This window comes from Pantoea sp. GL120224-02, assembly GCF_900215395.1.
GTDB classification, from domain to species: domain Bacteria; phylum Pseudomonadota; class Gammaproteobacteria; order Enterobacterales; family Enterobacteriaceae; genus Pantoea; species Pantoea communis.
This window is the reverse complement of sequence record NZ_OBEC01000001.1, coordinates 63,928-90,500: the sequence shown is the minus strand read 5'-3', so window position 1 is coordinate 90,500 and position 26,573 is coordinate 63,928. Positions and strand designations below refer to the sequence as shown.

The window sequence follows — 26,573 nt, the reverse complement described above, 5'->3', positions numbered from 1 at the left end:
AAGACGTATGTCGCACAGATGCTGGAAGCTGCGTAGTTGTCTAGTTTCCCGCGAAAACGGCCTGCGGGTCAAAAAGAGATAACATCATGTTATGCTGATGCGAAGCGATAAAGTGCATCAAATAATAAATTATACTTAATCATTTTTACGCTTTAAAGGGAAATGTTTTTGATCAAATCATCGCATTTTTTGACCAAATCCCTTTTCCGCCACATCCTGCCACAACAGCGCTCATTTTTTAACCCCCCAGGTTCTTAAACTGCTGCTGCCGCGCTAAAGTTACAGTGTAAATGCTATTTAACCTGCTGCTGTTATCAGAATAGGTCACTTCGCAGCGCTTCATGCTGCCACCTTAAACTGATTAAGAATGCGTGACATTTAATGGCACCAGCGATGGCTGCAACGGCACTGTTTAGTTCTTCGACATCCAACAAGATTCCTTTAACTATTTCATCAGGTCGCTAATGGTTTTTTTTGCAGGATGTAAATAAAAAATTTCTTAATGACCTCCATTACCCATGGATTAACGGCTTTACAGTGCCAGCACAAACCACCAGCATTTTATATTACAAAAAAATCAAACAATAGAGTTATTAACCAGATTAACCTTCTCAAACTGCGTTTTACGCCACCCAAGACAGGAATCATTGGCAAACGCGCCAAAACCTTAAGCCGCCCTTCTTTTGTGACAGTGAGAGGAGTAAATTGGGCAGGTTTGATTTTGGTGGCAGGTTAAAGGACTCTGCCCGTTAAGGCGGTAACGATGAATTTTCAAATTGATAAATCCGGCAAGCTGGAAAATGTCTGTTATGACATCCGTGGCCCGGTACTGAAAGAAGCTAAGCGTCTGGAAGAAGAAGGTAATAAAGTTCTCAAACTCAACATCGGCAACCCTGCCCCGTTTGGTTTTGAAGCCCCTGATGAAATTCTGGTTGATGTGATTCGCAACCTGCCGAGTTCGCAAGGCTATTGTGATTCAAAAGGGCTGTATTCGGCGCGTAAAGCGATTATGCAGCACTACCAGGCGCGTGATATGCGCGATGTTACCGTCGAAGATATCTACATTGGTAACGGTGTCTCTGAACTGATTGTGCAGGCGATGCAAGCATTGCTGAACAGTGGTGATGAGATGCTGGTACCTGCGCCAGATTATCCGTTATGGACGGCAGCCGTGTCGCTGTCGAGCGGTAAAGCTGTGCATTATCTGTGTGATGAGTCTGCGGGCTGGTTCCCGGATTTGGACGATATCCGCAGTAAGATCACCCCGCGCACGCGTGGCATCGTCATCATTAACCCGAACAACCCAACGGGTGCGGTGTACAGCAAAGAACTGCTGATGGAAGTGGTGGAGATTGCGCGTCAGCACAACCTGATCATTTTCGCTGACGAAATCTACGACAAGATTTTGTATGACGAGTCACAGCACCATTCGATTGCGGCACTGGCGCCGGATCTGCTGACCGTGACCTTTAATGGTCTGTCTAAAACCTACCGTGTTGCGGGATTCCGTCAGGGTTGGATGGTGTTAAACGGTCCGAAGAAACACGCTAAGGGCTATATCGAAGGGCTGGAGATGCTGGCGTCGATGCGTTTGTGCGCCAACGTGCCTGCTCAGCATGCGATTCAAACGGCGTTAGGTGGCTATCAAAGTATCAGCGAGTTTATTGCACCTGGTGGTCGTTTGTATGAACAGCGCCAACGTGCCTGGGAATTGATCAACGACATTCCGGGCGTCAGCTGCGTGAAACCGCAAGGCGCTTTGTACATGTTCCCGCGCATCGATCCCAAGAAATTCAACATCTTTGACGATCAAAAAATGGTGCTGGATTTCCTGTTACAAGAGAAAGTGCTACTGGTTCAGGGTACCGCCTTTAACTGGCCATGGCCGGATCACGTGCGCATCGTCACCTTGCCACGTGTTGATGATCTGGAAATGGCGATCAATAAATTTGGTCGTTTCCTGCAAGGCTATCGTCAGTAGTCTGACACACTGACCCGCAATGGATGCAGGCAGCAAGTGAATGAATCCAGGTTGCTTACCTGCGTGAGCGACTTGGGTAAGTGAACGCAGCTAACGCACATGCAAGCCGAAGTCCGAAGGGTATATACTGTTTTCATCTCGGGGAAGGCCCTCCTTCCCCGCCGTGAGAACAGGAACCGTTTATGACCCGTAGCCATTTTTTTGCCCACCTCTCCCGTCTTAAACTGATCAATCGCTGGCCATTGATGCGCAACGTTCGCACCGAAAATGTCTCTGAACACAGTCTTCAGGTGGCGATGGTGGCGCATGCGTTGGCCATTATCAAAAACAAAAAATTTAACGGTAATCTCAATGCAGAGCGTATTGCGATGCTGGCGCTGTATCACGATGCCAGCGAAGTGCTGACCGGTGATTTACCCACGCCGGTGAAGTATTACAACGCGCAAATTGCTCATGAGTACAAAAAGATCGAAAAGATAGCCCAGCAGAAGTTGATCGAGATGTTGCCGCCGGAATTGCAGGATGCCTACCGTCCGTTGATTGACGAGCATTTGCATAGCGAGAGTGAACAAGCGGTGGTGAAGCAGGCTGACGCGCTGTGCGCCTACGTGAAATGTCTGGAAGAGCTGTCAGCAGGAAATAACGAGTTTTTGCTGGCTAAGGCACGTCTGGAGAAAACATTGTCACAGCGTCGTTCCCCCGAAATGGATTACTTTGTAGAGATATTCATTCCAAGCTTTAGCCTGTCGCTGGATGAAATTTCTCAGGATACCCCATTATAAAAAACGGGCCGCTATGGCCCGTTCTGTCAGACGTTGGCAGAAAGCGTAAACATGCTGTTTTCTGTAGGTGAAACCACCAGCGGTTCCAGTGTTTTCACCTGCCAGGTCACTTCATTCAGGCGCGGGGCATCCGTGGGGGCATTAACAGCAACCACTGCACTGCGCGCCTCCAGCCCGGCAATAATGCCGGCGGGCGCATCTTCAACCACAACGCATTCCGCTGCAGGCAGTCCCAGGCGTTCAGCACCCAGCAGATACGGCTCCGGGTTCGGTTTACCCAATTTGATGTTTTCTGCGGTAATGAACACCTCCGGCATCGGTAAACCCGCCGCTTTGTGACGCGCGTGAGCCACCGGGATAGATCCTGAAGTCACTATCGCCCAGGGAATCTGCAGTTCGTTGAGTGTGGCGAGCAATGCCTTTGCCCCCGGAATCGCTTGCACGCCCTGCGTGTCTTCTGCTTCTAAACGCTCAAGCCACATAAACTCCGCCTGAATCGCCTCTTCAGACTGGCCTGCCATAAAATGGCGCAGTGAATTGATCGCTGGCTTACCGTGTATGAAGTTCAGGACTTCTTCCGGCGCAAGACCCTGGCGCTCGCCCCACAATGACCATGCGCGGATCACCGCAGGCAACGAATCCACCAACGTACCGTCCAAATCAAACAGAAAACCCCTGTACTCCACGCGTTGCTCCTTATTCAGGCATTAAGAATCTGCGCGATTTCGTTCGCGCTAAGATGATACTGACGCGGACAAGTGTGCCACACCGCCAGCATACGTTGGTATTTTTCCCACATCGGCGTCTGAGCATTGAAGCCGTGAGTTCCAGAATCAAAATGGGTGTAGCGTCCTTCGACGTTCACCATAAAGCGCACATAGCCGAGATAGCGCGCCTCGGTGGCCGCATCAAAACCGAGAAACGCCAGACGGCGCTCTTCGATATTATTGGCTTCTTTCAGGTTCGACCAGGAGACATGCAGCGCATGGTGCATTTCCATAATATCGATGAGTTGGCGGCAGGTGGCTTCCGTTAGCTCGCCAAACTCTTTGTCGAGTTCGCGCAGTTGCAGGCCATAGCCCCGTTCGATGATGGTCTGGTAGCGGCGATAGCGCTCCGCATTTTCCGGCTCAAGCATCGCCATCATTTTGTATTGATTGGAGAGGATCAGTCGTTGTGCATGGGTCATTTCCACGGTTCGCTCCCGGGCCATCACGGCCGCTTAAGATTTAACAATGGATAAATGATTACACAAGGAAAGCGATGCGTGTTTGCCCGCATCACTTTTCTTTGATTTAAACCCGGTTACTGCACACATTCTCTGGCAGTAAAAGGGGATGATCGATCAAAGATCGTCGAGGAAGGTACGGTCGAGTTGTTTGAAGGCGCGCTTCAGCACATCGGCCAGCGCCTGATAAGTCGGTTTACCATCAACAGGGGCAATCGCTTGTCCCGCTTCTTCCAGTTTTGCGCGCACTTCGTGGAACCAGTGCAGCAACGTCGGCGGCAATGGCGTGATGGAGCGCTTACCCAGCCACCACAATCCCTGCATCGGCAGACTGCAGGCAAACAGTGCGGTGGCAATCGCCGGTCCCAACTGTCCGCCCATGGCGATTTGCCACGTCAGGGTGAATATCGCCAGCGGGGGCATAAAGCGGATGGCAAAACGCGTTGCCGTCACCACGCGGTTTTCCGGGAACATGGGGGCCAGTCGCTTATCGGCTGGCCAGGTCTTCATGTAACGCTGACCGTTCTGGAATAAACCAAACCAGCCGGGATTGCTTGTGTCATTCGCCATGATAGACCTCAACTAATTCTGCAACGATTAAAATATAATGATAACTACACAACTTTACGTGACATCCTTCAAAAGATTTTGTCTTTGCGGGTGACAGTGGGTATTCTGACGCCGTTTTAGCAACATTACCGAAAGCTTCAGCTCAATAAAAGAGCGGTTCAGAGCCATGTTTCGCTAAGCAGATTTCAAAAATCTGCGTAAAATTACCGAAATTTTTTTGCATGTCGGTCTCTTTTTGACTACCGCATGATGTTAATCATTAATCTACCAGCATTCATGGGCTACGCTGTTAGTCTGATTGCGTTATTTTTAGCCACTCTTTAATCAATAGGTACTTCCATGTCAACGAAGTTAGTACTGGTTCTGAACTGCGGCAGCTCTTCACTTAAGTTTGCCATCCTCAATCCAGCCACCGGTGACGAATATCTGTCAGGTCTGGCGGAGTGTTTCCATTTACCTGAAGCGCGTATCAAATGGAAACTGGAAGGCAGCAAACAAGAAGCGCCTCTCGGCGCAGGTGCAGCGCACAGTGAAGCGCTGAACTTTATTGTTAAAACTATTCTGGCACAAAAACCAGAGCTTTCGGCACAAATCGCTGCAATCGGCCATCGTATCGTTCACGGCGGCGAGCAGCTGACTCAATCGGTGATCATCGATGAATCGGTGATTCAGGGCATTAAAGATGCTTCCTCTTTTGCTCCGCTGCATAACCCGGCGCATCTGATCGGTATCGACGAAGCACTGAAGAACTTCCCTCATCTGTCAGATAAGAATGTGGCGGTTTTTGATACGGCATTCCATCAGACTATGCCGGAAGAGTCATATCTTTATGCTCTGCCGTACAAACTGTACAAAGAGCACGGCGTTCGTCGCTACGGCGCACACGGCACCAGCCACTACTATGTGACGCAGGAAGCCGCCAAAATGCTGAACAAGCCAGTTAATGAACTGAATATCATTACTTGCCACCTCGGCAACGGCGGTTCAGTCTCTGCTATCCGTAACGGCCAGTGCGTCGATACTTCTATGGGTCTGACACCGCTGGAAGGTCTGGTGATGGGCACCCGCAGTGGTGATATCGACCCGGCTATCGTGTTCTTCCTGCATGACACCCTCGGTATGAGCGTGGATGCGATCAATAAACTGCTGACCAAAGAGTCTGGTCTGCTGGGTCTGACCGAAGTCACCAGTGACTGCCGCTATGTTGAAGACAACTACGCGACCAAAGAAGATGCCAAGCGTGCGATGGACGTGTTCTGCCATCGTCTGGCGAAATACATCGGCAGCTACACCGCGCTGATGGAAGGTCGTCTGGATGCCGTGGTGTTCACCGGTGGTATCGGTGAGAACGCGGCGATGGTGCGTGAGCTGGCGCTGGCGAAACTGGGTCTTCTGGGCTTTGAAGTGGATCACGAGCGTAACCTCGCGGCCCGCTTCGGTAAGTCTGGCTTTATCAACAAAGAGGGCACCCGCCCGGCCGTGGTGATCCCAACCAACGAAGAGTTGGTTATCGCCCAGGACGCCGCGCGTCTGACCGCCTAAATACACTTCTCTCCGTCAGCTCAGGCTGACGGAGTTGTTTTGGCTAGTCTGCAACACCTGAGAGGTTTTTATAGTGTCACGTACAATCATGCTCATCCCTACCGGCACCAGCGTCGGCCTGACAAGCGTCAGCCTCGGCGTGATTCGTGCCATGGAGCGCAAAGGCGTTCGCCTGAGCGTGTTCAAGCCGATTGCCCAGCCACGTGCGGGCGGCGATGCGCCCGATCAGACCACCACCATCATTCGTAAGAACTCCGCGATCCCTGCCGCTGAACCGCTGCAGATGTCACGCGTTGAGTCACTGCTGGGTTCGAACCAGCAAGACGTGTTGATGGAAGAGATCATCGCTAACTACCACGCTAATGCGCAAGACGCGGAAGTGGTGTTGGTTGAAGGACTGGTGCCAACCCGCAAGCATCAGTTTGCCTCTTCACTGAACTATGAAATCGCAAAAACCCTGAATGCGGAAATCGTGTTTGTGACGGCGCTGGGCAATGATTCGCCTGCGCAATTGAAAGAGCGCATTGAATTAACGCAAAGCAGCTTTGGCGGCAGTAAGAACAAAAACATCACCGGCGTGATCATTAATAAACTGAATGCGCCAGTGGATGAGCAGGGTCGTACGCGCCCTGACCTGTCTGAAATTTTCGATGATTCGACGAAAGCAAATATTGCCAATATCGATCCTAAGCAGCTGTTTGCTAACAGCCCATTGCCGATTCTGGGCTGTGTACCCTGGAGTTTCGATCTGATCGCGACGCGTGCCATCGATATGTGCCGCCATCTGAATGCAGAGATCATTAACGAAGGTGAGATCCAGACCCGCCGCGTGAAATCGGTGACGTTCTGCGCACGTAGCATTCCGCATATGCTGGAGCACTTCCGTCCGGGTTCACTGCTGGTGACATCGGCCGATCGTCCAGACGTGCTGGTTGCAGCTTGTCTCGCCGCCATGAACGGTATTGAGATCGGTGCCGTGTTGCTGACCGGTGGTTATCAGATTGAAGCACCGATTGCGCGTCTGTGTGAACGTGCCTTCCAGACGGGCCTGCCGGTGTTTATGGTGAAAACCAATACCTGGCAGACCTCACTGAGCCTGCAGAGCTTTAATCTGGAAGTGCCTGCAGATGATACCCAGCGCATTGAGAAGGTGCAGGAGTATGTGGCCAGCTTTATCGATGCCGATTGGGTGGAATCACTCACTGCGACTTCCGAACGTAGCCGTCGTCTGTCTCCACCAGCCTTCCGTTATCAACTGACCGAGCTGGCACGTAAAGCAGGCAAACGCATTGTGCTGCCAGAAGGCGACGAGCCACGTACCGTGAAAGCCGCTGCGATTTGTGCCGAGCGTGGCATTGCATCTTGTGTACTGTTGGGTAACCCGGATGAGATCCAGCGTGTCGCTGCCGCTCAGGGTGTGGTGCTGGGCCAGGGCATTGAGATTGTCGATCCAGAAGTGGTGCGCGAGAATTATGTGCCGCGTTTGGTTGAGTTGCGTAAGAGCAAAGGCATGACCGAAGTGGTCGCGCAGGAGCAGCTGGAAGATAACGTGATGCTCGGCACCATGATGCTGGAGCGCGGTGAAGTGGACGGTTTGGTGTCAGGTGCTGTTCATACCACCGCCAATACCATTCGTCCGCCGTTGCAGTTGATCAAGACCGCGCCAAACAGTTCACTGGTGTCTTCCGTGTTCTTTATGCTGCTGCCTGAGCAGGTGCTGGTGTACGGTGACTGCGCGATTAACCCGGATCCGAATCCAGAACAGCTGGCAGAGATCGCGATTCAGTCTGCGGATTCCGCCAAAGCCTTTGGTATCGATCCACGCGTGGCGATGATTTCTTACTCAACCGGTAACTCCGGTGCGGGTAGCGACGTTGAGAAGGTACGCGAAGCGACGCGTATCGCGCAGGAGAAACGTCCTGATCTGGTGATCGATGGTCCGTTGCAGTATGACGCTGCGATTATGGAAGATGTCGCGAAGTCGAAAGCACCAAACTCTGCCGTTGCAGGCCGTGCGACCGTGTTTATCTTCCCGGATCTGAACACCGGTAACACCACTTACAAAGCGGTTCAGCGTTCGGCCGACCTGATTTCCATCGGGCCGATGCTGCAGGGTATGCGCAAGCCAGTGAACGATCTGTCACGTGGCGCATTGGTGGATGACATTGTTTATACCATCGCACTGACCGCGATTCAGTCAAAGCAGGCGGAAGGTTAATTCCTTTTTCTTTCTGCTGAACGTAAGGAGCATGAGGGTTAAACCTTGTGCTCTTTTTTTTTGCTTTAAGATTGGTGGGTGGTGAAGGCTGGGTGTTGCTGTGGGCTGGGTGTTGCTGTGGGCTGGGTGCAGTTGTCGCTGAATGCTCGGTGCAAACGACAGGGAAGGCCAGTCCGATCGCGAAGGATTAACGCATCCCTGCAGATCGGCCGCGCCGTCCATGGCGCGGACGCTTCGCTCTTCGCACTGGCCTGCCCTGTCTTTCAAACTTGATCATCGCTTTTGAGGTGCACACCTCAGCATTCTTACTGTTTGTCATGAAAGGCTATGTCGTACGTTTCTGTTAATACTCTTCTTCCCTGCCCTTCAAACTTCATCATCGCTTTTGTGGCGCACACCTTCGCATTCAGAGCGAATGTAACGTGGCGACTTTCACGCAGTGGTTCACTGGCAAAAAAACATCCTGACGATCACACTGATCTCAGGCTCCCGTGACTTGCGAGGTGAATGATGAGCAACAGTGATGTGCACCGTCGTCGATTGAAGGCCACGCCGCGCGGTGTGGGTGTGATGTGTGATTTTTATGCGGTTAAGGCGGAAAACGCCACGGTGTGGGATCAGAATGGGCGCGAATACGCTGACTTCGCGGCAGGCATTGCGGTGCTGAATACCGGGCATCGTCATCCGAAAGTGATGGCGGCCGTGCAGCAGCAGCTGGATAGCTTTACCCATACCGCGTTTCAGGTTATCCCTTACGAGAATTATATTCATCTCGCTGAGCGGCTTAACCAGCGCGTGCCCATTAGTGGCGAGGTGAAAACCACCTTCTTTTCCAGCGGTGCAGAAGCGGTAGAGAACGCGGTGAAGATTGCCCGCGCGGCGACCGGGCGTCCCGGCATTATTGCGTTCACAGGCGCATTCCACGGGCGCACCAATATGACCATGTCGTTGACGGGCAAAGTCGTGCCTTACAAAACCGGCTTTGGGCCGTTTGCCGGTTCGGTATTTCACGCCCAGTATCCTAATGCGCTGCACAACGTGAGCGTGCATCAGGCATTAGAGAGTCTGGAAGCGATTTTCCGCAGTGATATCAGCCCACAGCAGGTGGCGGCGATCATTTTCGAACCCGTGCAGGGCGAAGGCGGTTTTTATATTGCGCCACCAGCGTTTGTATCTGCGTTACGTGCCTTATGCGATCGTCACGGCATTTTGTTAATCGCCGATGAGATTCAAAGCGGTTTTGCACGCACCGGCAAGCTGTTCGCCAGTGAGTATTATGATGTGCAGCCAGATTTGATCACCATGGCAAAAAGTCTGGCGGGCGGGTTTCCGTTATCGGCCGTATCCGGGCGTGCCGAAGTGATGGATGCCCCTGAGCCGGGTGGTTTAGGTGGCACTTATGCGGGCAGCCCGCCCGCGATAGCCGCCGCGCATGCCGTGCTGGATATTATTGATGAAGAACAGCTGTGCGCACGCGCTAATCAATTGGGCGAACAGCTCAGTGCCACTTTGCGGAGTGCAGGATGCGCATCCCTTGCTGAGATGCGCGGTTACGGCTCAATGGTTGCGGCAGAGTTTCAGGATGACGCAGGCCGACCATCAGCAGAAATCACCAAAGCGATTCAGTTACAGGCGCTGGCACAAGGGCTGATTTTACTGACCTGTGGCGTACACAGTAATGTGATCCGTTTTCTTTATCCGCTGACGATTCCGCAGCCACAGTTTGATAAGGCCCTGCAACTGCTCAAAGACATTTTACGTGAGCATTAGAAACAACAAAGGCGCCGTTGGGCGCCTTGTTCGAACGTAGCGGGAATCAGGATTCGCTGCTCTGCTTGCGACGCGCGGCATCGCTGTTGCGGCTCAGCCACAGTGATACGGCTTTGAGCGAGTCGTCGGTGAATTCATCGCAGCGTGCAGTGATCTCTTCTGGCGTCATCCAGAACACTTCATCCACTTCTTCTTCCTGCATGGCGAATGGGCCATGTGACACACAGCTAAACAATCCACCCCAGACGCGGCAGTGCTCATCTTCGAAGTAGAATTTACCATGCTCGGCAAACGGCACTGCGGCGATCCCTAACTCTTCTTCCGCTTCACGGCGTGCAGATTCCAGCATGTCTTCACCACTCTGCACTACGCCACCGGCGGTCGCATCGAGCATACCCGGCATGAAGTCTTTGATTTCAGTACGACGCTGCACCAGAATTTTGCCCATACCATCATGCACCACGATGTAGGTCGCACGATGACGCAAATTCTGCGCACGCATCTGCGCACGGCTGGCCTGCGCAATGACTTCGTTCTCTTCACTAACGATATCAACCCACTCGATACCGCTATCTGCCGTTTGATCCACCATCCGTAACCCTTTTCTGTTTTCGGCGTGCCCAGCACGCGCCTGTTTGCGATGCCTTATTAGAATGAGCGGTAAGGTAAAGCGTTCTTTTCGCCTCCGCAAGGCTCTTCGTGCTTAGCGCGATTTGCCCGATTCGGCCAGCCACAATTGCACTGACGCACGTTGCCACTGAAACTCGGCGTAATGCTGCAATTTCACCGGTAACGTGTCGCCATGCAGTGCCAGGCGGTTAATCATCACTGCCAAATCGGTGTCGGCAATCGACCATTCACCAAACAGGTTTTGTTGTCCATCCGGAAGCAGACGCTGAACCGCCGCGATCAATTTGCTTGCCGCCTGCTCGCCTGCCGGGGTTAATGGCGCAAAGCGCTCGCCGGCAAACAGCACTTCCGTCGGACGCTCAGCACGCAGCGCCATTAAATCACTGCGCAACCACGCCTGCACTTCACGCGCGTGCGCACGCTTTTCACGATCGCGTGGATAGAGACGCTCAAATTCAGGGGCCGGAAAACGCTCTTCGAGGTATTCAGCAATCGCTGAAGATTCATTCAGCACCAGATCATCAATCTGCAGCGTAGGTACGCGACACGTCAGCGACAGCGCGCGGTAGTCATCATCAAGCTGAGCGTTTTGCGCTAAGTCCACGCGCTTCAGGGTGAAAGGAATGCCTTTCTCGGTGAGTGCAACGTAGACAGACATGGCGTAAGGGCTGAAAAAGGATGCATCGGACCACAAGGTGATGGATGGATAGTTCATCGGCTGCCTCAATAAGCATCAGGTGTGCTTTCTATTTACCGATTTTTATTTGTTTAGGCAATGGTGTGCTGGTCGGATCTTTGACCTTAAGACCAACACAAACTTTCCCTTTTTCTTCATTAGCGTAAGCGCTGTCACGCTATCCGTGCGCTTCTCTTCTATGATCAGTCTGAGCAGAAAATAAATTACAAGGAGGCTCAGCATGCACCTGCTTATTACCGGTGGCACAGGTTTGATAGGCCGCCATTTGATACCACGTCTGCTGTTGCTCGGACATCAGGTGAACGTCGTCACCCGAGATGTCGCGGCGGCACGGGACAAACTGGATCCTCGCGTTTCGCTTTGGTCCGGTATCAATCAGCAAACCGATCTCGACGGTATTGATGGCGTGATTAATCTGGCGGGCGAGCCGATCGCCGATAAACGCTGGACCGAACAACAGAAACAGCGGCTGTGTGAAAGTCGCTGGCAGATCACCGAGCAAATCGTTTCGCTGATCCACGCCAGCAGCAACCCACCGCATTTTTTAATTTCCGGATCCGCGACCGGTTTTTATGGTGATACCGGCGATCTGGTATTAACGGAAGACGATCCCGGTCACGATGAGTTCACTCATGCCCTGTGTGCACGTTGGGAACAGCTGGCACTTAATGCACAGAGCGATCGCACCCGGGTTTGTTTATTACGCACTGGCGTAGTGCTGGCAGAGGAAGGCGGCGCGCTGGCAAAAATGAAGCTACCGTTCAAACTTGGCGTCGGCGGTCCGATTGGCAGTGGGAAGCAGTATCTGCCGTGGATTCACATTGACGATCTGGTTAACGCGATCATCTGGCTGATCGACAATAACGACCTGAGCGGACCGTTCAATATGGTTGCGCCTTATGCGGTGCGCAATGAGCAGTTCGCCGCCACACTCGGCCACGTGATGCATCGACCGGCGTTTATGCGCACCCCAGCCAGCGCGATTAAGTTGATGATGGGAGAATCTGCCGTGCTGGTGCTGGGTGGGCAGCATGTTTTGCCGAAACGGCTGGAGGAGTCGGGTTTTGGCTTCCGCTGGTATGATTTGCAGGAAGCGCTGCAGGATGTGGTCTGATAAACAGACGGCGGCCCTGAGCCGCCGTTTTTCGCTTAGCTGCGTTGTTCCGCTACTCGCGATTTCACCGCCCTCTCTTCACGCGTATGTCCCGGCTGCGGCACGCGAATGATAAAGGTCAGCACCCCCGCAAACACATACAGCGCGGTATAAGCCCATACCACCCCGACGATATCAAAGAACGGCAGCATCACTGAGGCGATAGCCGGAGCCACGAAATTGCTCAGGCCCGCCGACAGGTTGTAGATCGAGACGGCGGCACCTTTATGATGCGGTTCCAGCGTTGGAAATACCGCCGTCATCGGTACAAATGCCGCCACAAAGATCCCCAGCATCACTGCCGGAATCAGCGCCACCCAGAAGTTGTGACCGGCATACAGCGGCAGGTAATAAAACATCAGACTGGAAATCGCCATTCCCAGGCAACCAAACCAGCGCACCTGACGGATCCAGCCTAGCTTCTCACCGGTGATGCCCCAGAAGATGTTGGTGAAAATGGTAACAAAGAAGAACACCGCCCAGATCTGCAGCCATTCAGAGATAGTGAAGCCGAGACGATCGACAAACAGCAGTGGCATGATGATGGCAAAACCAAACAGCGACAGCGTGTTGATGATGCGAATCAGGCAGGCATAAAACACGTGCTGATTCGTGAACAGGATGGTCACGGCCCGCGACATCTCGGTCATTTTGTCACGTATCGGCAAATTCACACGTGAGCGATCCACCGGCACGTTGCGCAGACTGAAGTACGCCAGAATTCCACCACAGGCCACCCAGATAATCGCCAGCCACAGCGTCCCGGTTTCCCCCAGCATCGGAATGGTCAGGCTTGGCAAATAGCTGCCGACCACGCCGATGCCGACGGAATACATTGCCCAGAACCAGCCGGTAGCTGCTGCCAGTTTCTCACGTGGCAAGACCTGCACCAGCATCATCATGAACGAGTAGATAAACAGCGGATAAGCTAGCCCGCGGATACCGTAGAACAGCACCATCAGCGGATAGTTGCGCAGACCAAGCCCCAGCGACATAAACAGCGCATGCATCACGATCCACAGCACAAAGCCAATCATCATGGCGCGCTGCGGGGTGATCAGCTCAGCCACCACGCCCGACGCCCAGGCCGCCAGCGCCGCCGCTAAACCATAGAAAGTAAACACCACCGCAGATTGCGCAGGTGTAAAGCCCATGTCGGTGATATGGCGCGACAGAAACGCCATTTCAAAGCCATCACCCGCCATGAAAATCGCGATAGCGAGGAAGCCCCAAAACATCTTTTTCGGTAAGCCAAACCAGTATTCGTTCGATTGCATCACCATCACCTTCTGTTCGGTAAGCCGTTATGCAGGCAGCAAGCTGCGCACCTGTTGTTGTTGGATGTAGAGTTCGCGGAACAGACGCAGCCGCTTTTGCAGCACCGCACCGCGCGTGGCATCCGGTTGATATCGTGCCTGCACCAGTGGTTTCAGGCAGACCTCTTGCTCATTACCGCCATCGCCCAGCCATGCCAGTCGTGCGGCGCCCAGCGCACCGGATGCGCTGGCCGGATGGGTGACGATGGGCAGTTGCAACACGTCGGCAATCAGCTGTGCCCACAGCGTGCTGCGTGCTCCACCGCCGGTCAGGCTGCATTGCTGAATGTGGTGCTGGGCATCCCCGAGCACCGCCAGCCCATCCGCCAGCCCAAATGCCACACCTTCGATCACCGCATAGCCCAGCAAAGCACGCGGTGTTTCGTGGCGAAGATTGAAGAAAGAACCGGAGGCATCAGGATCGTTATGCGGCGTGCGCTCACCTGACAGGTAAGGCAGGAATATCGGGGCACTCCGCAGTTGTTCATCGCTGAGCTGTGCCATCTCCTGCATCAACTGGCTTTCGCTAACCGACAGCAGATTACACAACCAGCGCAGGCAACTGGCGGCACTCAGCATCACACTCATTTGATGCCAGCGACCCGGTAGCGCATGGCAGAAGGCATGCACGCCGGATTGAGGGTCGGCTTGCAGGCGATCGTTCACAACGAAAATCACACCGGAAGTGCCCAATGAGATAAAAGCATCCCCCGTATTCACTGCACCCACGCCGACCGCCGATGCGGCATTGTCACCGCCACCACCCGCCACCGTAACCGAGGTGGATAGACCCCACTCACTCGCCAGTGCCGATTGCACACGGCCACTCACCGCGCTGCCTTCCACCAGTTCAGGCATCTGCGCGCGCGTCAGTCCGGTGATGGCCAGCAGTTCTTCAGACCAGTCACGCTGTGCCACATCCAGCCATAGCGTACCGGCAGCATCCGAAGGCTCGCTGACAAAGTGCCCGGTAAGACGCCAGCGCAGATAATCTTTCGGCAGCAGGACCTTATCGATGCGGCTGAAGATCTCCGGCTCATGTTCCGCCACCCAGCGCAGTTTCGGCGCGGTGAAGCCGGGCATGATCATGTTGCCGCTGATCGCCATCATCTGCGGATAGCATTTACGTAGCACCTCACACTGTGGCGCACTGCGCGTGTCGTTCCACAAGATGCACGGGCGCAAAACCTTGCCATCCGCATCCAGCAGCACGGCCCCGTGCATCTGGCCGGATAAGCCGATGGCACGGATAGCAGCCCACGCATCAGGAGATTGCTGACGCAATGCCGCCAGCACCTCAGTGCAGGCTTGCCACCAGCGTTCGGGATCCTGTTCTGCCCAGTGGGGATGTGGGCGCTGCACAGTGAGCGTGGCATGCTGTGACACCACAATCTCACCATACGCGTTGATGATCAGCGCTTTAAGCTCTGACGTACCGATATCAATGCCGAGATACATGATTACACCGCCGCCAGTTCTGGCTGTTTCAGCCACTGTTGCAAACTTGCGACACGGTGCGTCACCAGCGCATGAAACGCCTTGTCGTTTGCCAATTCGGCAAACAGCGCGCTATCACTCAGGAAGGCCTTCAGCGGATCGGCACTGGCGAACTGGTTACGCAGCGCATCGGCCTGTAGCGCACCATCCTGATAGGAATACGGCAGATCGTCGTTGGCCCAGCGCTGCATAAACAGGAAGAACAGTGCCGGAATCACCGCTGTTGCACTGGGTTGCGCACCGCGCTGGTAGCACTGTTGCAGGGTTGGCGTCACCATGCCGGGAATTTTGGACAGGCCATCAGCGCCCACGCGCTGGTTGGTGTCTTTGATGTATGGGTTGCTAAAGCGGGCCAGCACCACGTCGCGGTAATCGGCTAAATCAAGCGGGCTGGGCGACAGAGAGGGAATGACATCCTGAGTGACGTAGTCGTGCGCCAGTTGATAAATCGCCGGATGACGTGTGCTGTCATCGATATAGTTCAAGCCAATCAGCGTGCCCGCCCAGGCAATCGCGGCATGCGTCGCATTGAGGATGCGGATTTTCGCTTCTTCCCACGGCAGCACCGACTCCACCAGCTCAACGCCGACCTTTTCCAGCGCCGGACGCCCGGCAATAAAGTCATCTTCAATCACCCACTGAATAAAGGACTCTGCCATCACCGCTGCCCCATCCTGTTTGCCGGTTGCGGCTTGCACGCGCTCCGCCACATCCGGCGTTGGGCGTGGAGTAATGCGATCGACCATGGTATTCGGTGAAGTGGTCTGCGTGCGCACCCAATCTGCCAGCGCGGTATCGCCTTTGGCGGCAAGGAAGGCGAGGAATCCCTCACGGAAACGCTCACCGTTATGGCGCAGGTTGTCACAGTTCAGCAGTGTGACCGGCGCGCCACCTTGTGCAACACGCGCTGTCAGGATGCGGCTGAGTGCGCCATAAATAGTGCGGATGTCGCCACCCAGATCGGCCTTCACGTCTGCCTGATTGAGATCCAATTTAAATTCAGGTGTCAGGTAGTAGCCCGCTTCAGTCACGGTAAAGCCAATTACACGGGTTTGCGGATTGGCCCCCTGCTCAACCAGCGCGCTAATTTCACTGTCCCACGGCATGATTTTGCGCAGCGAAGTGATAGTTTCATAGTCGCGATCACCTTCTGGCGTCACGGTTTCCAGCACATATTCGCCGTTCTGCACCGCTAACTGATTGAGCAGCGAAACAGCGTCATTGCGGATATTGCCGAGCGCGATGCTCCAGCTTTCGTCTCCCTGCTCGCGCAGTTTATGCAGATACCACGCCTGATGTGCCCGATGGAAAGATCCCGCGCCGATGTGCATCCACACTGATTGATTGGTCATAATCGCCTCAATTAAACATTTGCCACAAGACAGGGCATTTGCCCGATGACAGGTAGCATAGTGTGCGTGGCGAGGATCGTTCTGAGAGCCTTATCACAAATAATACATTTGCTCTTTTTTGGGGCTTTTGCTCAGTTAGTGCTTTTCGTAAAACACGCGCTAAGATGTCGCATCAGTTTTGACGGAACAGCGTGATGAGCAGAGAAGAGAAAAAGCAGGAGCTGGCCGCACGTGCCGCGTGGATGTACTACGTTGCAGGCGTCACGCAGCAAGAGATTGCGCAGGCATTGGGATTGTCACGTCAGGTTGCGCAGCGTCTGGTCTCCAGCGCACGCGAGATGGGCATGGTGAGCGTAAAAATCGATCATCCCGTCACCCACTGTTTGCAGCTGGCGCGCGAGGTGCAGGAGAAATTTGGTCTGGATCTGTGCCGCGTGGTGCCATCGGCCAATCTGAATGATGACGCCATTCAACAAATGCTGGCGGTGGAAGGCGCGGCGGTGATGTCACAGTTCATCAATGAGGAAACGCCGCAGGTGTTTGGCATTGGTTCGGGCAAGACTCTACGCTCAATGATCGATGCATTGCCTTGGGTGGATCGTCCGCAGCATCAGTGCGTTTCGATGATTGGGGCGATTGCACGCGATGATTCCGGTACACGCTACGATGTGCCGTTAAAAATGGCCGAAAAGATGCAGGGCAAATATTTCTTCATTCCTGCGCCGCTGTACGCCGACACACCACAGGATAAAGCGATGTGGGTGCAGCATCAGGTGTATCAGCGCGTCACCGATCGCGCATTGCAGGCGGACGTGGCTTTTGTGGGGATTGGGGAAGTGATGCCGGGTTGTCCGTTAAATGCCGAAGGATTTATCACCGATGCACAGGTTGAGGCACTGAATGCACGCGGCGTGGTGGGCGAAATGCTCGGTCACTTTTTCAATCAGCAAGGTGAGCGCGTGCGGGGCGAAACCGATGAGCTACTGACCAGCGTATTGCTGGAGAGCCAGACACAGCGCAAGATTATTGGTTTTTCCGGCAGCGAGCGGAAGTATCCGGCGATTCGGGCTGCATTGCAGGGCGGCTGGGTATCGGGACTGGTAACCGATGAAGATACGGCGCTGAGGTTACTGCGAGAGTGAGTTTTCAGCGCCTGCTCAGGAAGCGGGGGCAGATCGTAAAGACGGCATAAACCATCCCTGGGCCTCAGCCCGCGCCATCCCTGGCGCGGGATGCTTTACTCCTCTGCCCCCGCTTCCATCGCCTTAACCATCGTGCAAAATTTACTTCAGCGATCCCGACAGGAACTGCTGCAAACGTGGGCTTTTCGGATTGCCGAAAAGCTCATCTGGCGAGCCCTGCTCTTCAATCTTGCCCTGATGCAGGAAAATCACGTGATTGGAAACATGACGAGCAAACTCCATCTCATGCGTCACCACCACCATGGTTTTACCCTCTTCAGCCAGTTTCTGCATGATGCGCAGCACTTCGCCGACTAACTCGGGATCGAGCGCAGAAGTCGGTTCATCAAATAACAGCACTTCCGGCTCCATCGCCAGGGCGCGGGCAATGGACACACGCTGCTGCTGACCGCCCGAAAGATGCACCGGATATTTAGCACGCGCACGCTCATCAATGCCGACTTTATCCAGATATTTAATCGCACGCTCACGCGCTTCGGCTTTGCTCAGCCCCAGCACCTGGATTGGCGCTTCGGTGACGTTATCCAGCACCGTCATATGGCTCCACAAATTAAAGTGCTGGAACACCATGGTCAGACGAGTGCGCAGTGAACGCAGCTGCTCTTTGTTGGACACTTTCAGCTGTCCATCGGTATCGCGCACCAGATTGATTTGCTCGTTGTTAACCGAAATGGTGCCTTCGCTCGGCTTTTCGAGGAAGTTAATGCAGCGTAAGAAGGTACTTTTCCCGGAACCGGACGAGCCAATAATGCTGATCACATCGCCGGCGTTCGCCTGCAGTGATACGCCTTTCAAAACTTCATGTTCACCGTAACGCTTGTGCAGTTCGGTAACGCTTAATTTGTTGTCAGCCATAGTGATACTCAATGCGATGAAGAAGGTTTCACGTGCGCCAGGAAGCGGCGTTCCGCCTTGCGGAACAGGCTAATCAGCACGTAAGAGATAATCAGATACAGCACCGCAGCGATGCCAAACGCGGTAAACGGCTGGTAGGTCGCCGAGTTAATATCACGCGCGATTTTCAACAGATCTGGCACCGTGGCAGTAAATGCCAGCGCGGTGGAGTGCAGCATTAGGATCACTTCATTACTGTAGGCTGGCAGCGCGGTACGCAGCGCCGACGGTAGTATGATGCAGCGATACATTTTAAACGGGGAGAAACCGTAAGCGCGTGCCGCTTCAATTTCGCCATGGGGAACCGCGCGAATGGCCCCGGCAAAAATTTCGGTGGTGTAAGCGCAGGTGTTCAGCGTAAAGGCCAGCAGCGTACAGTTCAGGCCGCTGCGGAAGAAGGCATTCAGCAGCTCCGATCCTTTCACCACTTCCAGCGTATACATGCCGGAATAGAACACCAGCAGCTGGACATACAGCGGCGTACCACGGAAGACATAGGTGAACAGCCAGACGGGCGTTGAGATATAACGATTTGGCGATACACGCGCAATCGCCAGCAACACCGCCATACAACCACCGATCACCACGGAAAGAATCAACAACCACAACGTAATGGCGACGCCGGTAAAACGGTAACCATCTGTCCAGAGCAGCTGTTTCCAATACTCCTGAATAATATCGATCATAGCTCTGCCCTTTTCACACCCACCGTGTAGCGGCGTTCAAGCCACCACAGCACGCCGTTCGACAGCGTGGTAAACACCAGATAAATCACCCCCGCGACGATCGCGAAGTAGAACGGCTGCCAGGTACTTTTACCCGCCAGCTGCGTGGCTTTCACCACGTCTTCCAGCCCCAGCAGCGACACCAGCGCTGTGGCTTTGAGAATCACCTGCCAGTTATTGCCAATACCTGGTAACGCAAAACGCATCATCGCCGGGAACAAAATACGACGGAAAGTTTGCGAACCGGTGAAACCGAAAGCGGTAGCCGCTTCAATCTGCCCTTTTGGCACAGCGAGGAAAGCACCCCGGAAGGTTTCAGTGAAATAGGCACCATAGATGAAGCCAAGTGTGATGATACCGGCCACCATCGGATCGATATCAAACTGCGCCATGCCCAGCGCATCAGTGACCGTATTGAGAGCGATTTGCAGACCGTAGAAGATCAGCAACATCAAAACCAGATCAGGTACACCGCGGATTAAGGTGGTGTAGCCTTCAGCAATCATCACCAGCAGGCGACTGCGAGAGAGTTTGGCGCCAGCGCCCATTAAGCCAAGCACTAAGGCAAGCACCACGGAGCTGAGTGCCAGCTCAAGGGTCACCAGGGTGCCTTTTAGGATTACTTCAGAATAGCCATACAGCATGGGTTCGATCCTGTCGTGAGGGAAAATAACAAACGCTGCCCAACTAACGGACAGTCCTGACCAGGATTTGAATCACAGGGTAGATGGCGGCAAGCGTATGAACCCCGGGAGTTTACATAAGTAAGCGCCCGGAGTGAATAGTTATGACCAACCCTGCTGCAAATCAATCATCAAGGTCAGAAAACAGGACAATTAATCGCCGTACACGTTGAAATCAAAGTACTTCTTCGCAATCTTGTCGTAGGTGCCATCTTTACGCATGGCATCGAACGCTTTGTCGATGGCTGCTTTCAGATCGGCATCGTCTTTGCGCAAGCCCATACCAGTACCGACACCAAAGATTTTGTCATCTTTAACCGCTGGACCGGCAAACGCATAGTTTTTGCCCACTGGCTGTTTTAGGAAGCCCTCGCTCGCCTGCACTTCATCCTGGAAAGCCGCATCGATACGACCTGCATCCAGATCCTGATACACCAGATCCTGGTTGGCGTATGGCGTTACAGTGACACCCTTAGGACGCCAGTTTTCGTTGGCGTAGGTTTCCTGAGTGGTGCCCTGCAGCAAACCAATGTTTTTACCTTTCAGCGATTCGATGGTCGGTTGCAGGCTGGAACCTTTCTTCGCCACTAAACGCGCATTGGCGGCGTAAAGTTTTTCAGAGAAGGCGATCTCTTCCTGACGTTTCTCGGTGATGGAGAGAGAAGAGATGATAGCGTCGATCTTCTTCGCTTTCAGCGACGGGATCAGTGCATCAAAATCACTTTCCACATAAGTACATTTGGTCTCGATACGCTTACAGATTTCGTTCGCCAGATCGATGTCAAAGCCGACTAACTGGCCTTGTGCATTCTTGGATTCAAACGGCGGGTATGTCGGGTCTGTCCCGATGCGCAGCGTTTTTGGTACCGCAGCGAACACGCTCGCAGCGCTGGACATGGCCAGCATCAGGGAAAGAGCCAGAACTCGCTTTTTCATAGGTAACCCTCAAGTGAAGTGCTTATTGTTATATGGTCGTGATGTGTGTTTGCGCTGAATGATTTGCAGGTTTCATGCCAGTTATGCAAAACGGCGAAAGCGTGCTCAGGCGCACTAAATACCGCGCCCTTCAGGGGCGCAAGCACTTAGTTTGTGAGGGAAATATAACAGCGACGTGAGGAAGAAAAAGCGACATTGTTAACTTTTGGTGCACAAGATGCACGAAGAGTGATCGGGCACGCGAAATTGCACACAGTTAGTGCAAAATTGCACCATTATGCGCCATGCCAACGGGTAAACAGGTCTTGCGGCAGCTCAATATCGAATTGATCAATGACGCGATTGACAGTTTGATCGACCAGATCTTCAATTTTTTGTGGGCGGTGATAAAAAGCGGGCACCGGCGGCATGATCAGTGCGCCCAATTCCGCGGCCGTGGTCATCATGCGTAAATGCCCAAGATGCAGCGGCGTTTCGCGCACGCACAGGACCAGTTTACGCTGCTCCTTCAGCACCACATCGGCGGCGCGCGTCAGCAAACTATCACTGTAGCTGTGCACGATGCCGGAAAGGGTTTTCATTGAACAGGGTAAAATCACCATGCCAAGTGTCTTGAAGGAACCTGATGAGATGCTGGCAGCGATATCACGTACGTCATGCACCACATCAGCCAGTGCTTGCACATCACGCAGGCTGTAATCCGTTTCCAGCGATAACGTCTGACGCGCAGCCGGACTGATCACCAAATGGGTTTCCACATCGGCCAAAGGTTGCAGCACTTGCAACAATCGCACGCCGTATATCGCGCCACTGGCGCCGGAAATACCAATGATCAGTCGTTTCATTATTCAGCCCTGCCCGTTCAGATTGCGGCAATGATAGCCGCTCACTGAGCAAAAATACAAAAACAAACAGGGCGGAGTTTCCCCCGCCCTGTTAAAGATGAGCACCACGAGGCGGTTAGCCTTCGTTATGCAGCTCCAGACCTTCCACTTCGTTCTGACGCTGAATCGCTTTCGCATCGTCATTACGCAGTGACTGCAAATACTCGAGGTACTGCTGGTCGACATCTTTGGTGACGTAAACGCCGTTGAATACCGAGCACTCAAACTGTGCGATATCCGGGTTCTCTTCACGTACTGCTTCGATCAGATCATCGAGGTCCTGGAAGATCAGCGCATCGGCTTTAATCAGCTGACGAATTTCTTCCACTTCACGGCCATGCGCGATCAGTTCGGTAGCGCTCGGCATATCGATACCGTAGACGTTCGGGAAACGAATTTCCGGCGCGGCAGACGCCAGGTAAACACGTTTTGCACCGGCTTCGCGCGCCATTTCAATGATCTGCTCAGACGTGGTGCCACGCACGATAGAATCGTCAACCAGCAGCACGTTCTTATCACGGAACTCAGCACGGTTGGCGTTCAGTTTGCGGCGAATCGCGCTACGACGCATATGCTGGCCTGGCATGATAAAGGTGCGGCCCACATAGCGGTTTTTCACGAAGCCCTGACGATATGGCTTGTCGAGAATACGGGCGATTTCCAGCGCGGCATCAGTGGAGGTTTCCGGGATAGGAATCACCACATCGATATCCAGGTCTTCCCATTCGCGGGCAATTTTCTGACCGAGTTTGGTGCCCATACGCACACGTGCGCTGTAGACCGACACCTTATCAAGGAAGGAGTCTGGACGCGCAAAGTAGACGTATTCGAACAGGCAAGGGTTGGTTTTGGGATTCTCAGCACACTGGCGCGTGGAGAGTTGTCCCTGCTCGGTGATGTACACCGCTTCACCAGGCGCCACATCGCGGATGAACTCGAAGCCTAAAGTATCCAGTGCTACGCTTTCTGACGCCACCATATATTCGGTGCGACCATCAGCAATCACGCGTTTACCCAGCACTAATGGGCGAATCCCGTTTGGATCGCGGAACGCAACTAAGCCATGGCCAATAATCATCGAAACCACTGCGTAAGCGCCGCGCACCTGTTGGTGCACTGCCGCTACCGCAGCAAAAATGTTGTCAGCTTCCAGCGGGTCATGCTGGAAACGGTCGAGCTCCTGCGCAAAGATGTTCAGCAGGATTTCAGAATCAGAGGTGGTGTTAACGTGACGGCGACCCACTTCGAACAGATGCTTACGCAGTTCGTGCGCGTTGGTCAGGTTGCCGTTGTGCGCCAGCGTGATGCCATACGGGGAGTTTACGTAGAAAGGCTGCGCTTCAGAAGCGCTGGAACTGCCCGCGGTTGGATAGCGAACATGGCCAATCCCGATATTACCCTGCAAACGCTGCATGTGGCGTGCTTCGAAGACATCGCTCACCAGGCCATTCGCTTTACGCAGACGGAAGCAGTTAAGCGCATCGATGGTACAAATGCCGGCGGCATCTTGCCCGCGGTGCTGCAGCACCGTTAACGCGTCATAAATCGACTGGTTTACTGGCATAAAACCGGTGATACCAACAATACCGCACATGTTGTCATTTCCTCATTGGCCGCACTCCCGGTGGCGTTACCGGGGTATAAAACTGGACGTGCTTTTCAGGTAATCGAAAAACCACCTGATGATGTAACTGAACTGGGGAATGAGTTGCGACTGTTGCCAGTCCGGGCTTTTGGAAAAGCCGGTGAATGTATCGAGGAAGAAGAGCATAGCGGAAACAATCAGCACGCCACGCAACGCCCCGAAACAGACCCCCAACACCCTGTCGGTTCCCGACAAGCCGGTTTTTTCCACCAGCGAGCCGATCACATAGTTCACGATGGCACCCACAATCAGAGTGGCAACGAATAACACCGCTATCGCGATGCCGTTGCGAACCAGTTCGTCGTCAAAACCTGTAAACCAGACTGCAAGGTAGGTGTAGTAATGACTGGCGACAAAAAACGCGCATCCCCAGGTAACGAGAGATAAGGCTTCCCGGACAAACCCACGAATCAGGCTGACCAGAGCCGAAAAACCAACTACCGCAATAATGACGTAATCAATCCAGATCATGAACGCTTCCAACCCAGTGCTTATGCACCCCTGCATCCAGTTCGGGGCGCATTCTAACAGAAAAAGAAAACGTTTGCGTAGGGTTTTCCGGTTCTGTATCCATAAAAAGGGCGATGAAAAAAACTTTCCTCGCCCTGAGTAAAATCAGCAATTTAACCCACTGATATAAAACAGCTTTACGACAACATTTCGCTTAACCGCTTGTGCTATACCGCGCCTTTTACTGCTATCGGCGCGGCTTATCACAGCATTAACGCGTGCCGTACGGTTTCACCACGCCACCGAGCCCGGAGATGCTTTGTAGCTCACTCAGCGAACTCTGCAGCTTCGCTTTTGAGGCATCCGGCCCCACATAAATGCGCGTGATTTGTCCCTGCACCGGCGTGGATGGCACGGTAAAGGCACGATATCCTGACAGACGCAGTTGCGCCACAATCTCACTGACCTTGGCCGCATTCTTTAGCGCACCCAGCTGAACCACAAACGCCTGCCCCGCAGGAGCCGCTTCCGGTTCACTCTGTTTCGGTGTTTCGACCACTTTTGGCTGCTCAACCGGTTTCGGTTGTTCTACCACTTTGGGCTTCGGTTGTTCGACCGGTTTTGGCTTCGGCTGTTCAACCGGCTTAGGTTTGGGCTGCTCGACCACTTTTGGCTTCGGCTGCTCAACCGGCTTCGTCTGCTGATGCACCGGCGGCGGTGTCACCAGCGTAGGCTCGCTGTTCTGCACCGGTTGCGCATTGCCATTGCTGGCCGAGCTGCTGGCTTTACCGTTATCCGAGGTTTGCGCCGTGCTCGCCCCTTCCGGCGGCTGCGCCGGGAGCGGTTGCGTCACCGGCGGCACCATTTCGCTATCCTGCTGATCGTCCGGCTTTGGCACCAGCGGAATCGCCGCGAACTCTTCTTTGTAATGCTTTTTCTTGCCGTCGAGCAGCCCCGGCAGCACGATGACGCCAATCGCCACCAAAATGACGGTACCGACTAAGCGATTTTGAAACTTACTTGCCACTGCCATTCTCCGCTGACATCGATTCCATAACCTGTGCAACGGTGTGGAAAGAACCACACACCAGAATCACATCCTCAGGCGCGGCTTGCTGACGCGCGGCCTGCCATGCTGCATCGACGTTATCATACGCATTGCCACCTTCAAGGTGGGCGATCAGCTCATCGGCGGTGGCGCCACGCGGACCGTCAAGCGGTGCACAGAACCAGCGATCCACCTGCGGTGCCAGCGCGGCCAGCGTCCCCGCGATGTCCTTGTCATGCAACATGCCGACCACTGCATGCACTTTACCGCTTTTCGGCAACTCCGCCAGACGTGAAGCCAGATAATGCGCCGCATGCGGATTATGTGCCACATCGAGAATCACGCGTGGTGATTCGCTCACCGTCTGGAAACGTCCGGGCAGAATCGCCAGAGGCAGGTGTTCGCGGATCACCGCTTCGCTGACATTGAGTCCTGATGCGCGCAGCGCGGTGATCGCGGTCGCCGCATTGGGCAACGGCACCTGCGGCAACGGCAGGTCGCGCAGTTCACCGTGTCTATCTTGCAACGTCCAGCTATTTTCCTGCTTCTGCCACTGCCAGTCACGGTTGATTTGCAGCAGCTGCGCGCCCTTCTCCGCCGCGACTTCGGCGATGGTGTGCGGCATATCGGCTTCACCGACGACTGCAGGTTTGCCACCACGGAACACGCCGGCTTTTTCGCGACCAATGCTTTCGCGATCCGGCCCCAGCCAATCGGTGTGATCGAGCGCGATGCTGGTGATCAACGCAACATCCGCATCGACGATATTGGTGGCATCAAGACGTCCGCCAAGACCCACTTCGAGGATCACCACATCAAGATTGGCCTCACGGAACAGATTCAGTGCAGAGAGGGTGCCGAATTCAAAGTAGGTGAGTGAAATGTCACCGCGTCCAGCTTCAATACTGGCGAAACTGGCGCTGTGCAGCGCTTCATCCAGCTCGGAGCCCTGCACGCGCACGCGTTCGGTGTAGCGCACCAGATGCGGCGAGCTATACACGCCCACGCGATAGCCTGCGGCCATCAACAGCGTTTCCAGCGTGCGGCAGGTGGTGCCTTTGCCATTGGTACCGGCAACGGTGAAGATAAACGGAGCGGGTTTTAGCAGATCAAGGCGTGCGGCGACGCGTTGAATACGATTCAGGCCCAATTCGATGGCCTGTGAATGCAGGTGTTCAAGATAATGAAGCCACGTGGCCAAAGGCGACGTGGCTTGAGGAAGCTGCAGAGTGTCCATGTGTCCCGTTTACTCATCTTACACATCGTCATTCAAGCCGCAGCGGCGTGGGCTGCACTCAATCACCCCCGATCCCTTACTGGGTAAGCTGCCGGGGCTTCATTCGTTTGCCGCCTTGCTGCAACTCGAATGA

25 protein-coding genes are annotated in these 26,573 nt (G+C 54.0%); 8 read left to right on the top strand and 17 right to left on the bottom strand.

The annotated features are described in order from the left end of the window. Positions 1–502 precede the first annotated feature (502 nt). The 3 genes from CRO33_RS24340 (at position 503) to yfbR (ending at position 2,763) form a co-directional block, all read left to right on the top strand. Positions 503–736 carry a hypothetical protein gene (locus CRO33_RS24340; protein WP_141398990.1) on the top strand — a complete coding sequence of 78 codons (234 nt, stop codon included), beginning with the start codon at positions 503–505 and terminating at the stop codon, positions 734–736. A 27-nt stretch (positions 737–763) separates the two neighbouring features. Further along, the gene (locus CRO33_RS00445) at positions 764–1,981 is read left to right on the top strand and encodes a pyridoxal phosphate-dependent aminotransferase (RefSeq protein ID WP_034825078.1); all 1,218 of its coding nucleotides are present in this window, start codon (positions 764–766) and stop codon (positions 1,979–1,981) included. A 182-nt stretch (positions 1,982–2,163) separates the two neighbouring features. Further along, positions 2,164–2,763: a 5'-deoxynucleotidase gene (gene yfbR / locus CRO33_RS00440; protein WP_034825080.1), complete on the top strand. Its 600-nt coding sequence runs from the start codon at positions 2,164–2,166 to the stop codon at positions 2,761–2,763. A 26-nt stretch (positions 2,764–2,789) separates the two neighbouring features. Here the strand turns inward: yfbR and CRO33_RS00435 are convergent, their stop codons facing one another. The 3 genes from CRO33_RS00435 to yfbV all read right to left on the bottom strand — a co-directional run bounded on the left by CRO33_RS00435 (position 2,790) and on the right by yfbV (position 4,561). After that, positions 2,790–3,449 (bottom strand): sugar phosphatase, encoded by a 660-nt coding sequence (locus CRO33_RS00435; protein ID WP_097116579.1) that lies wholly within the window; start codon positions 3,447–3,449, stop codon positions 2,790–2,792. A 14-nt stretch (positions 3,450–3,463) separates the two neighbouring features. Beyond that, positions 3,464–3,958, bottom strand: a complete 495-nt coding sequence (locus CRO33_RS00430) for a YfbU family protein (RefSeq protein WP_097116578.1) — start codon at positions 3,956–3,958, stop codon at positions 3,464–3,466. 150 nt (positions 3,959–4,108) lie between these two features. Then, on the bottom strand, positions 4,109–4,561 hold the full coding sequence (gene yfbV / locus CRO33_RS00425; protein ID WP_034825085.1) for a terminus macrodomain insulation protein YfbV: 453 nt from the start codon (positions 4,559–4,561) through the stop codon (positions 4,109–4,111). A gap of 339 nt (positions 4,562–4,900) precedes the next feature. Here yfbV and ackA point away from each other — a divergent pair, with 339 nt between their 5' ends. From ackA to CRO33_RS00410, 3 genes are all read left to right on the top strand, one after another. Continuing rightward, positions 4,901–6,103: an acetate kinase gene (ackA, locus tag CRO33_RS00420; RefSeq protein ID WP_097116577.1), complete on the top strand. Its 1,203-nt coding sequence runs from the start codon at positions 4,901–4,903 to the stop codon at positions 6,101–6,103. 73 nt (positions 6,104–6,176) lie between these two features. Beyond that, a complete protein-coding gene (gene pta, locus CRO33_RS00415; protein ID WP_176505707.1) occupies positions 6,177–8,321 on the top strand; it encodes a phosphate acetyltransferase in 2,145 nt (714 codons plus the stop codon). A gap of 510 nt (positions 8,322–8,831) precedes the next feature. After that, a complete protein-coding gene (locus CRO33_RS00410; RefSeq protein ID WP_097116575.1) occupies positions 8,832–10,091 on the top strand; it encodes a 4-aminobutyrate--2-oxoglutarate transaminase in 1,260 nt (419 codons plus the stop codon). Positions 10,092–10,137: 46 nt separating this feature from the next. On the opposite strand, the gene yfcD is transcribed toward CRO33_RS00410, so the two are convergent. Continuing rightward, positions 10,138–10,683 carry an NUDIX hydrolase YfcD gene (yfcD, locus tag CRO33_RS00405; protein ID WP_034825091.1) on the bottom strand — a complete coding sequence of 182 codons (546 nt, stop codon included), beginning with the start codon at positions 10,681–10,683 and terminating at the stop codon, positions 10,138–10,140. Positions 10,684–10,794: 111 nt separating this feature from the next. Beyond that, positions 10,795–11,436 (bottom strand): glutathione transferase, encoded by a 642-nt coding sequence (gene yfcF / locus CRO33_RS00400; protein WP_038645717.1) that lies wholly within the window; start codon positions 11,434–11,436, stop codon positions 10,795–10,797. Between the two features lie 202 nt (positions 11,437–11,638). On the opposite strand from yfcF, the gene CRO33_RS00395 reads away from it, so the two are divergent. Next, positions 11,639–12,532, top strand: coding sequence for a TIGR01777 family oxidoreductase (locus CRO33_RS00395; protein WP_097116574.1), 894 nt, complete (start codon positions 11,639–11,641; stop codon positions 12,530–12,532). A gap of 35 nt (positions 12,533–12,567) precedes the next feature. Here CRO33_RS00395 and CRO33_RS00390 read toward each other — a convergent pair whose 3' ends face one another. Genes CRO33_RS00390 through dalD form a run of 3 tightly spaced genes read right to left on the bottom strand, consistent with a single transcriptional unit; the run spans position 12,568 to position 16,736 of the window. Next, a complete protein-coding gene (locus CRO33_RS00390; RefSeq protein ID WP_097116573.1) occupies positions 12,568–13,848 on the bottom strand; it encodes an MFS transporter in 1,281 nt (426 codons plus the stop codon). A 27-nt stretch (positions 13,849–13,875) separates the two neighbouring features. Next, entirely contained in the window at positions 13,876–15,345 is a 1,470-nt protein-coding gene (gene xylB / locus CRO33_RS00385) for a xylulokinase (RefSeq protein ID WP_097116572.1), read from the bottom strand. Positions 15,346–15,347: 2 nt separating this feature from the next. After that, a complete protein-coding gene (dalD, locus tag CRO33_RS00380; protein WP_097116571.1) occupies positions 15,348–16,736 on the bottom strand; it encodes a D-arabinitol 4-dehydrogenase in 1,389 nt (462 codons plus the stop codon). A 194-nt stretch (positions 16,737–16,930) separates the two neighbouring features. On the opposite strand from dalD, the gene CRO33_RS00375 reads away from it, so the two are divergent. Further along, positions 16,931–17,878 (top strand): sugar-binding transcriptional regulator, encoded by a 948-nt coding sequence (locus CRO33_RS00375; protein ID WP_097116570.1) that lies wholly within the window; start codon positions 16,931–16,933, stop codon positions 17,876–17,878. A 141-nt stretch (positions 17,879–18,019) separates the two neighbouring features. Here CRO33_RS00375 and hisP read toward each other — a convergent pair whose 3' ends face one another. The 9 genes from hisP to folC form a co-directional block, all read right to left on the bottom strand. Continuing rightward, positions 18,020–18,793 carry a histidine ABC transporter ATP-binding protein HisP gene (gene hisP / locus CRO33_RS00370; protein WP_038645703.1) on the bottom strand — a complete coding sequence of 258 codons (774 nt, stop codon included), beginning with the start codon at positions 18,791–18,793 and terminating at the stop codon, positions 18,020–18,022. Positions 18,794–18,801: 8 nt separating this feature from the next. Beyond that, complete coding sequence (locus tag CRO33_RS00365) at positions 18,802–19,518, bottom strand: ABC transporter permease (protein WP_034825106.1); 717 nt, start codon at positions 19,516–19,518, stop codon at positions 18,802–18,804. Next, on the bottom strand, positions 19,515–20,201 hold the full coding sequence (locus tag CRO33_RS00360) for a histidine ABC transporter permease HisQ (RefSeq protein WP_038645701.1): 687 nt from the start codon (positions 20,199–20,201) through the stop codon (positions 19,515–19,517). The genes CRO33_RS00365 and CRO33_RS00360 overlap by 4 nt, the downstream gene beginning before the upstream one ends. 192 nt (positions 20,202–20,393) lie before the next feature. Continuing rightward, on the bottom strand, positions 20,394–21,176 hold the full coding sequence (argT, locus tag CRO33_RS00355; protein WP_034825110.1) for a lysine/arginine/ornithine ABC transporter substrate-binding protein ArgT: 783 nt from the start codon (positions 21,174–21,176) through the stop codon (positions 20,394–20,396). Between the two features lie 275 nt (positions 21,177–21,451). Beyond that, complete coding sequence (locus CRO33_RS00350; RefSeq protein WP_038645698.1) at positions 21,452–22,021, bottom strand: UbiX family flavin prenyltransferase; 570 nt, start codon at positions 22,019–22,021, stop codon at positions 21,452–21,454. Between the two features lie 115 nt (positions 22,022–22,136). Further along, complete coding sequence (gene purF, locus CRO33_RS00345; RefSeq protein WP_034825114.1) at positions 22,137–23,654, bottom strand: amidophosphoribosyltransferase; 1,518 nt, start codon at positions 23,652–23,654, stop codon at positions 22,137–22,139. 36 nt (positions 23,655–23,690) lie between these two features. Then, positions 23,691–24,176, bottom strand: a complete 486-nt coding sequence (gene cvpA, locus CRO33_RS00340; protein WP_034825265.1) for a colicin V production protein — start codon at positions 24,174–24,176, stop codon at positions 23,691–23,693. Between the two features lie 250 nt (positions 24,177–24,426). Then, complete coding sequence (dedD, locus tag CRO33_RS00335; protein WP_097117239.1) at positions 24,427–25,182, bottom strand: cell division protein DedD; 756 nt, start codon at positions 25,180–25,182, stop codon at positions 24,427–24,429. Further along, the gene (gene folC / locus CRO33_RS00330; RefSeq protein ID WP_097116569.1) at positions 25,172–26,440 is read right to left on the bottom strand and encodes a bifunctional tetrahydrofolate synthase/dihydrofolate synthase; all 1,269 of its coding nucleotides are present in this window, start codon (positions 26,438–26,440) and stop codon (positions 25,172–25,174) included. The genes dedD and folC overlap by 11 nt, the downstream gene beginning before the upstream one ends. Positions 26,441–26,573 lie beyond the last annotated feature (133 nt).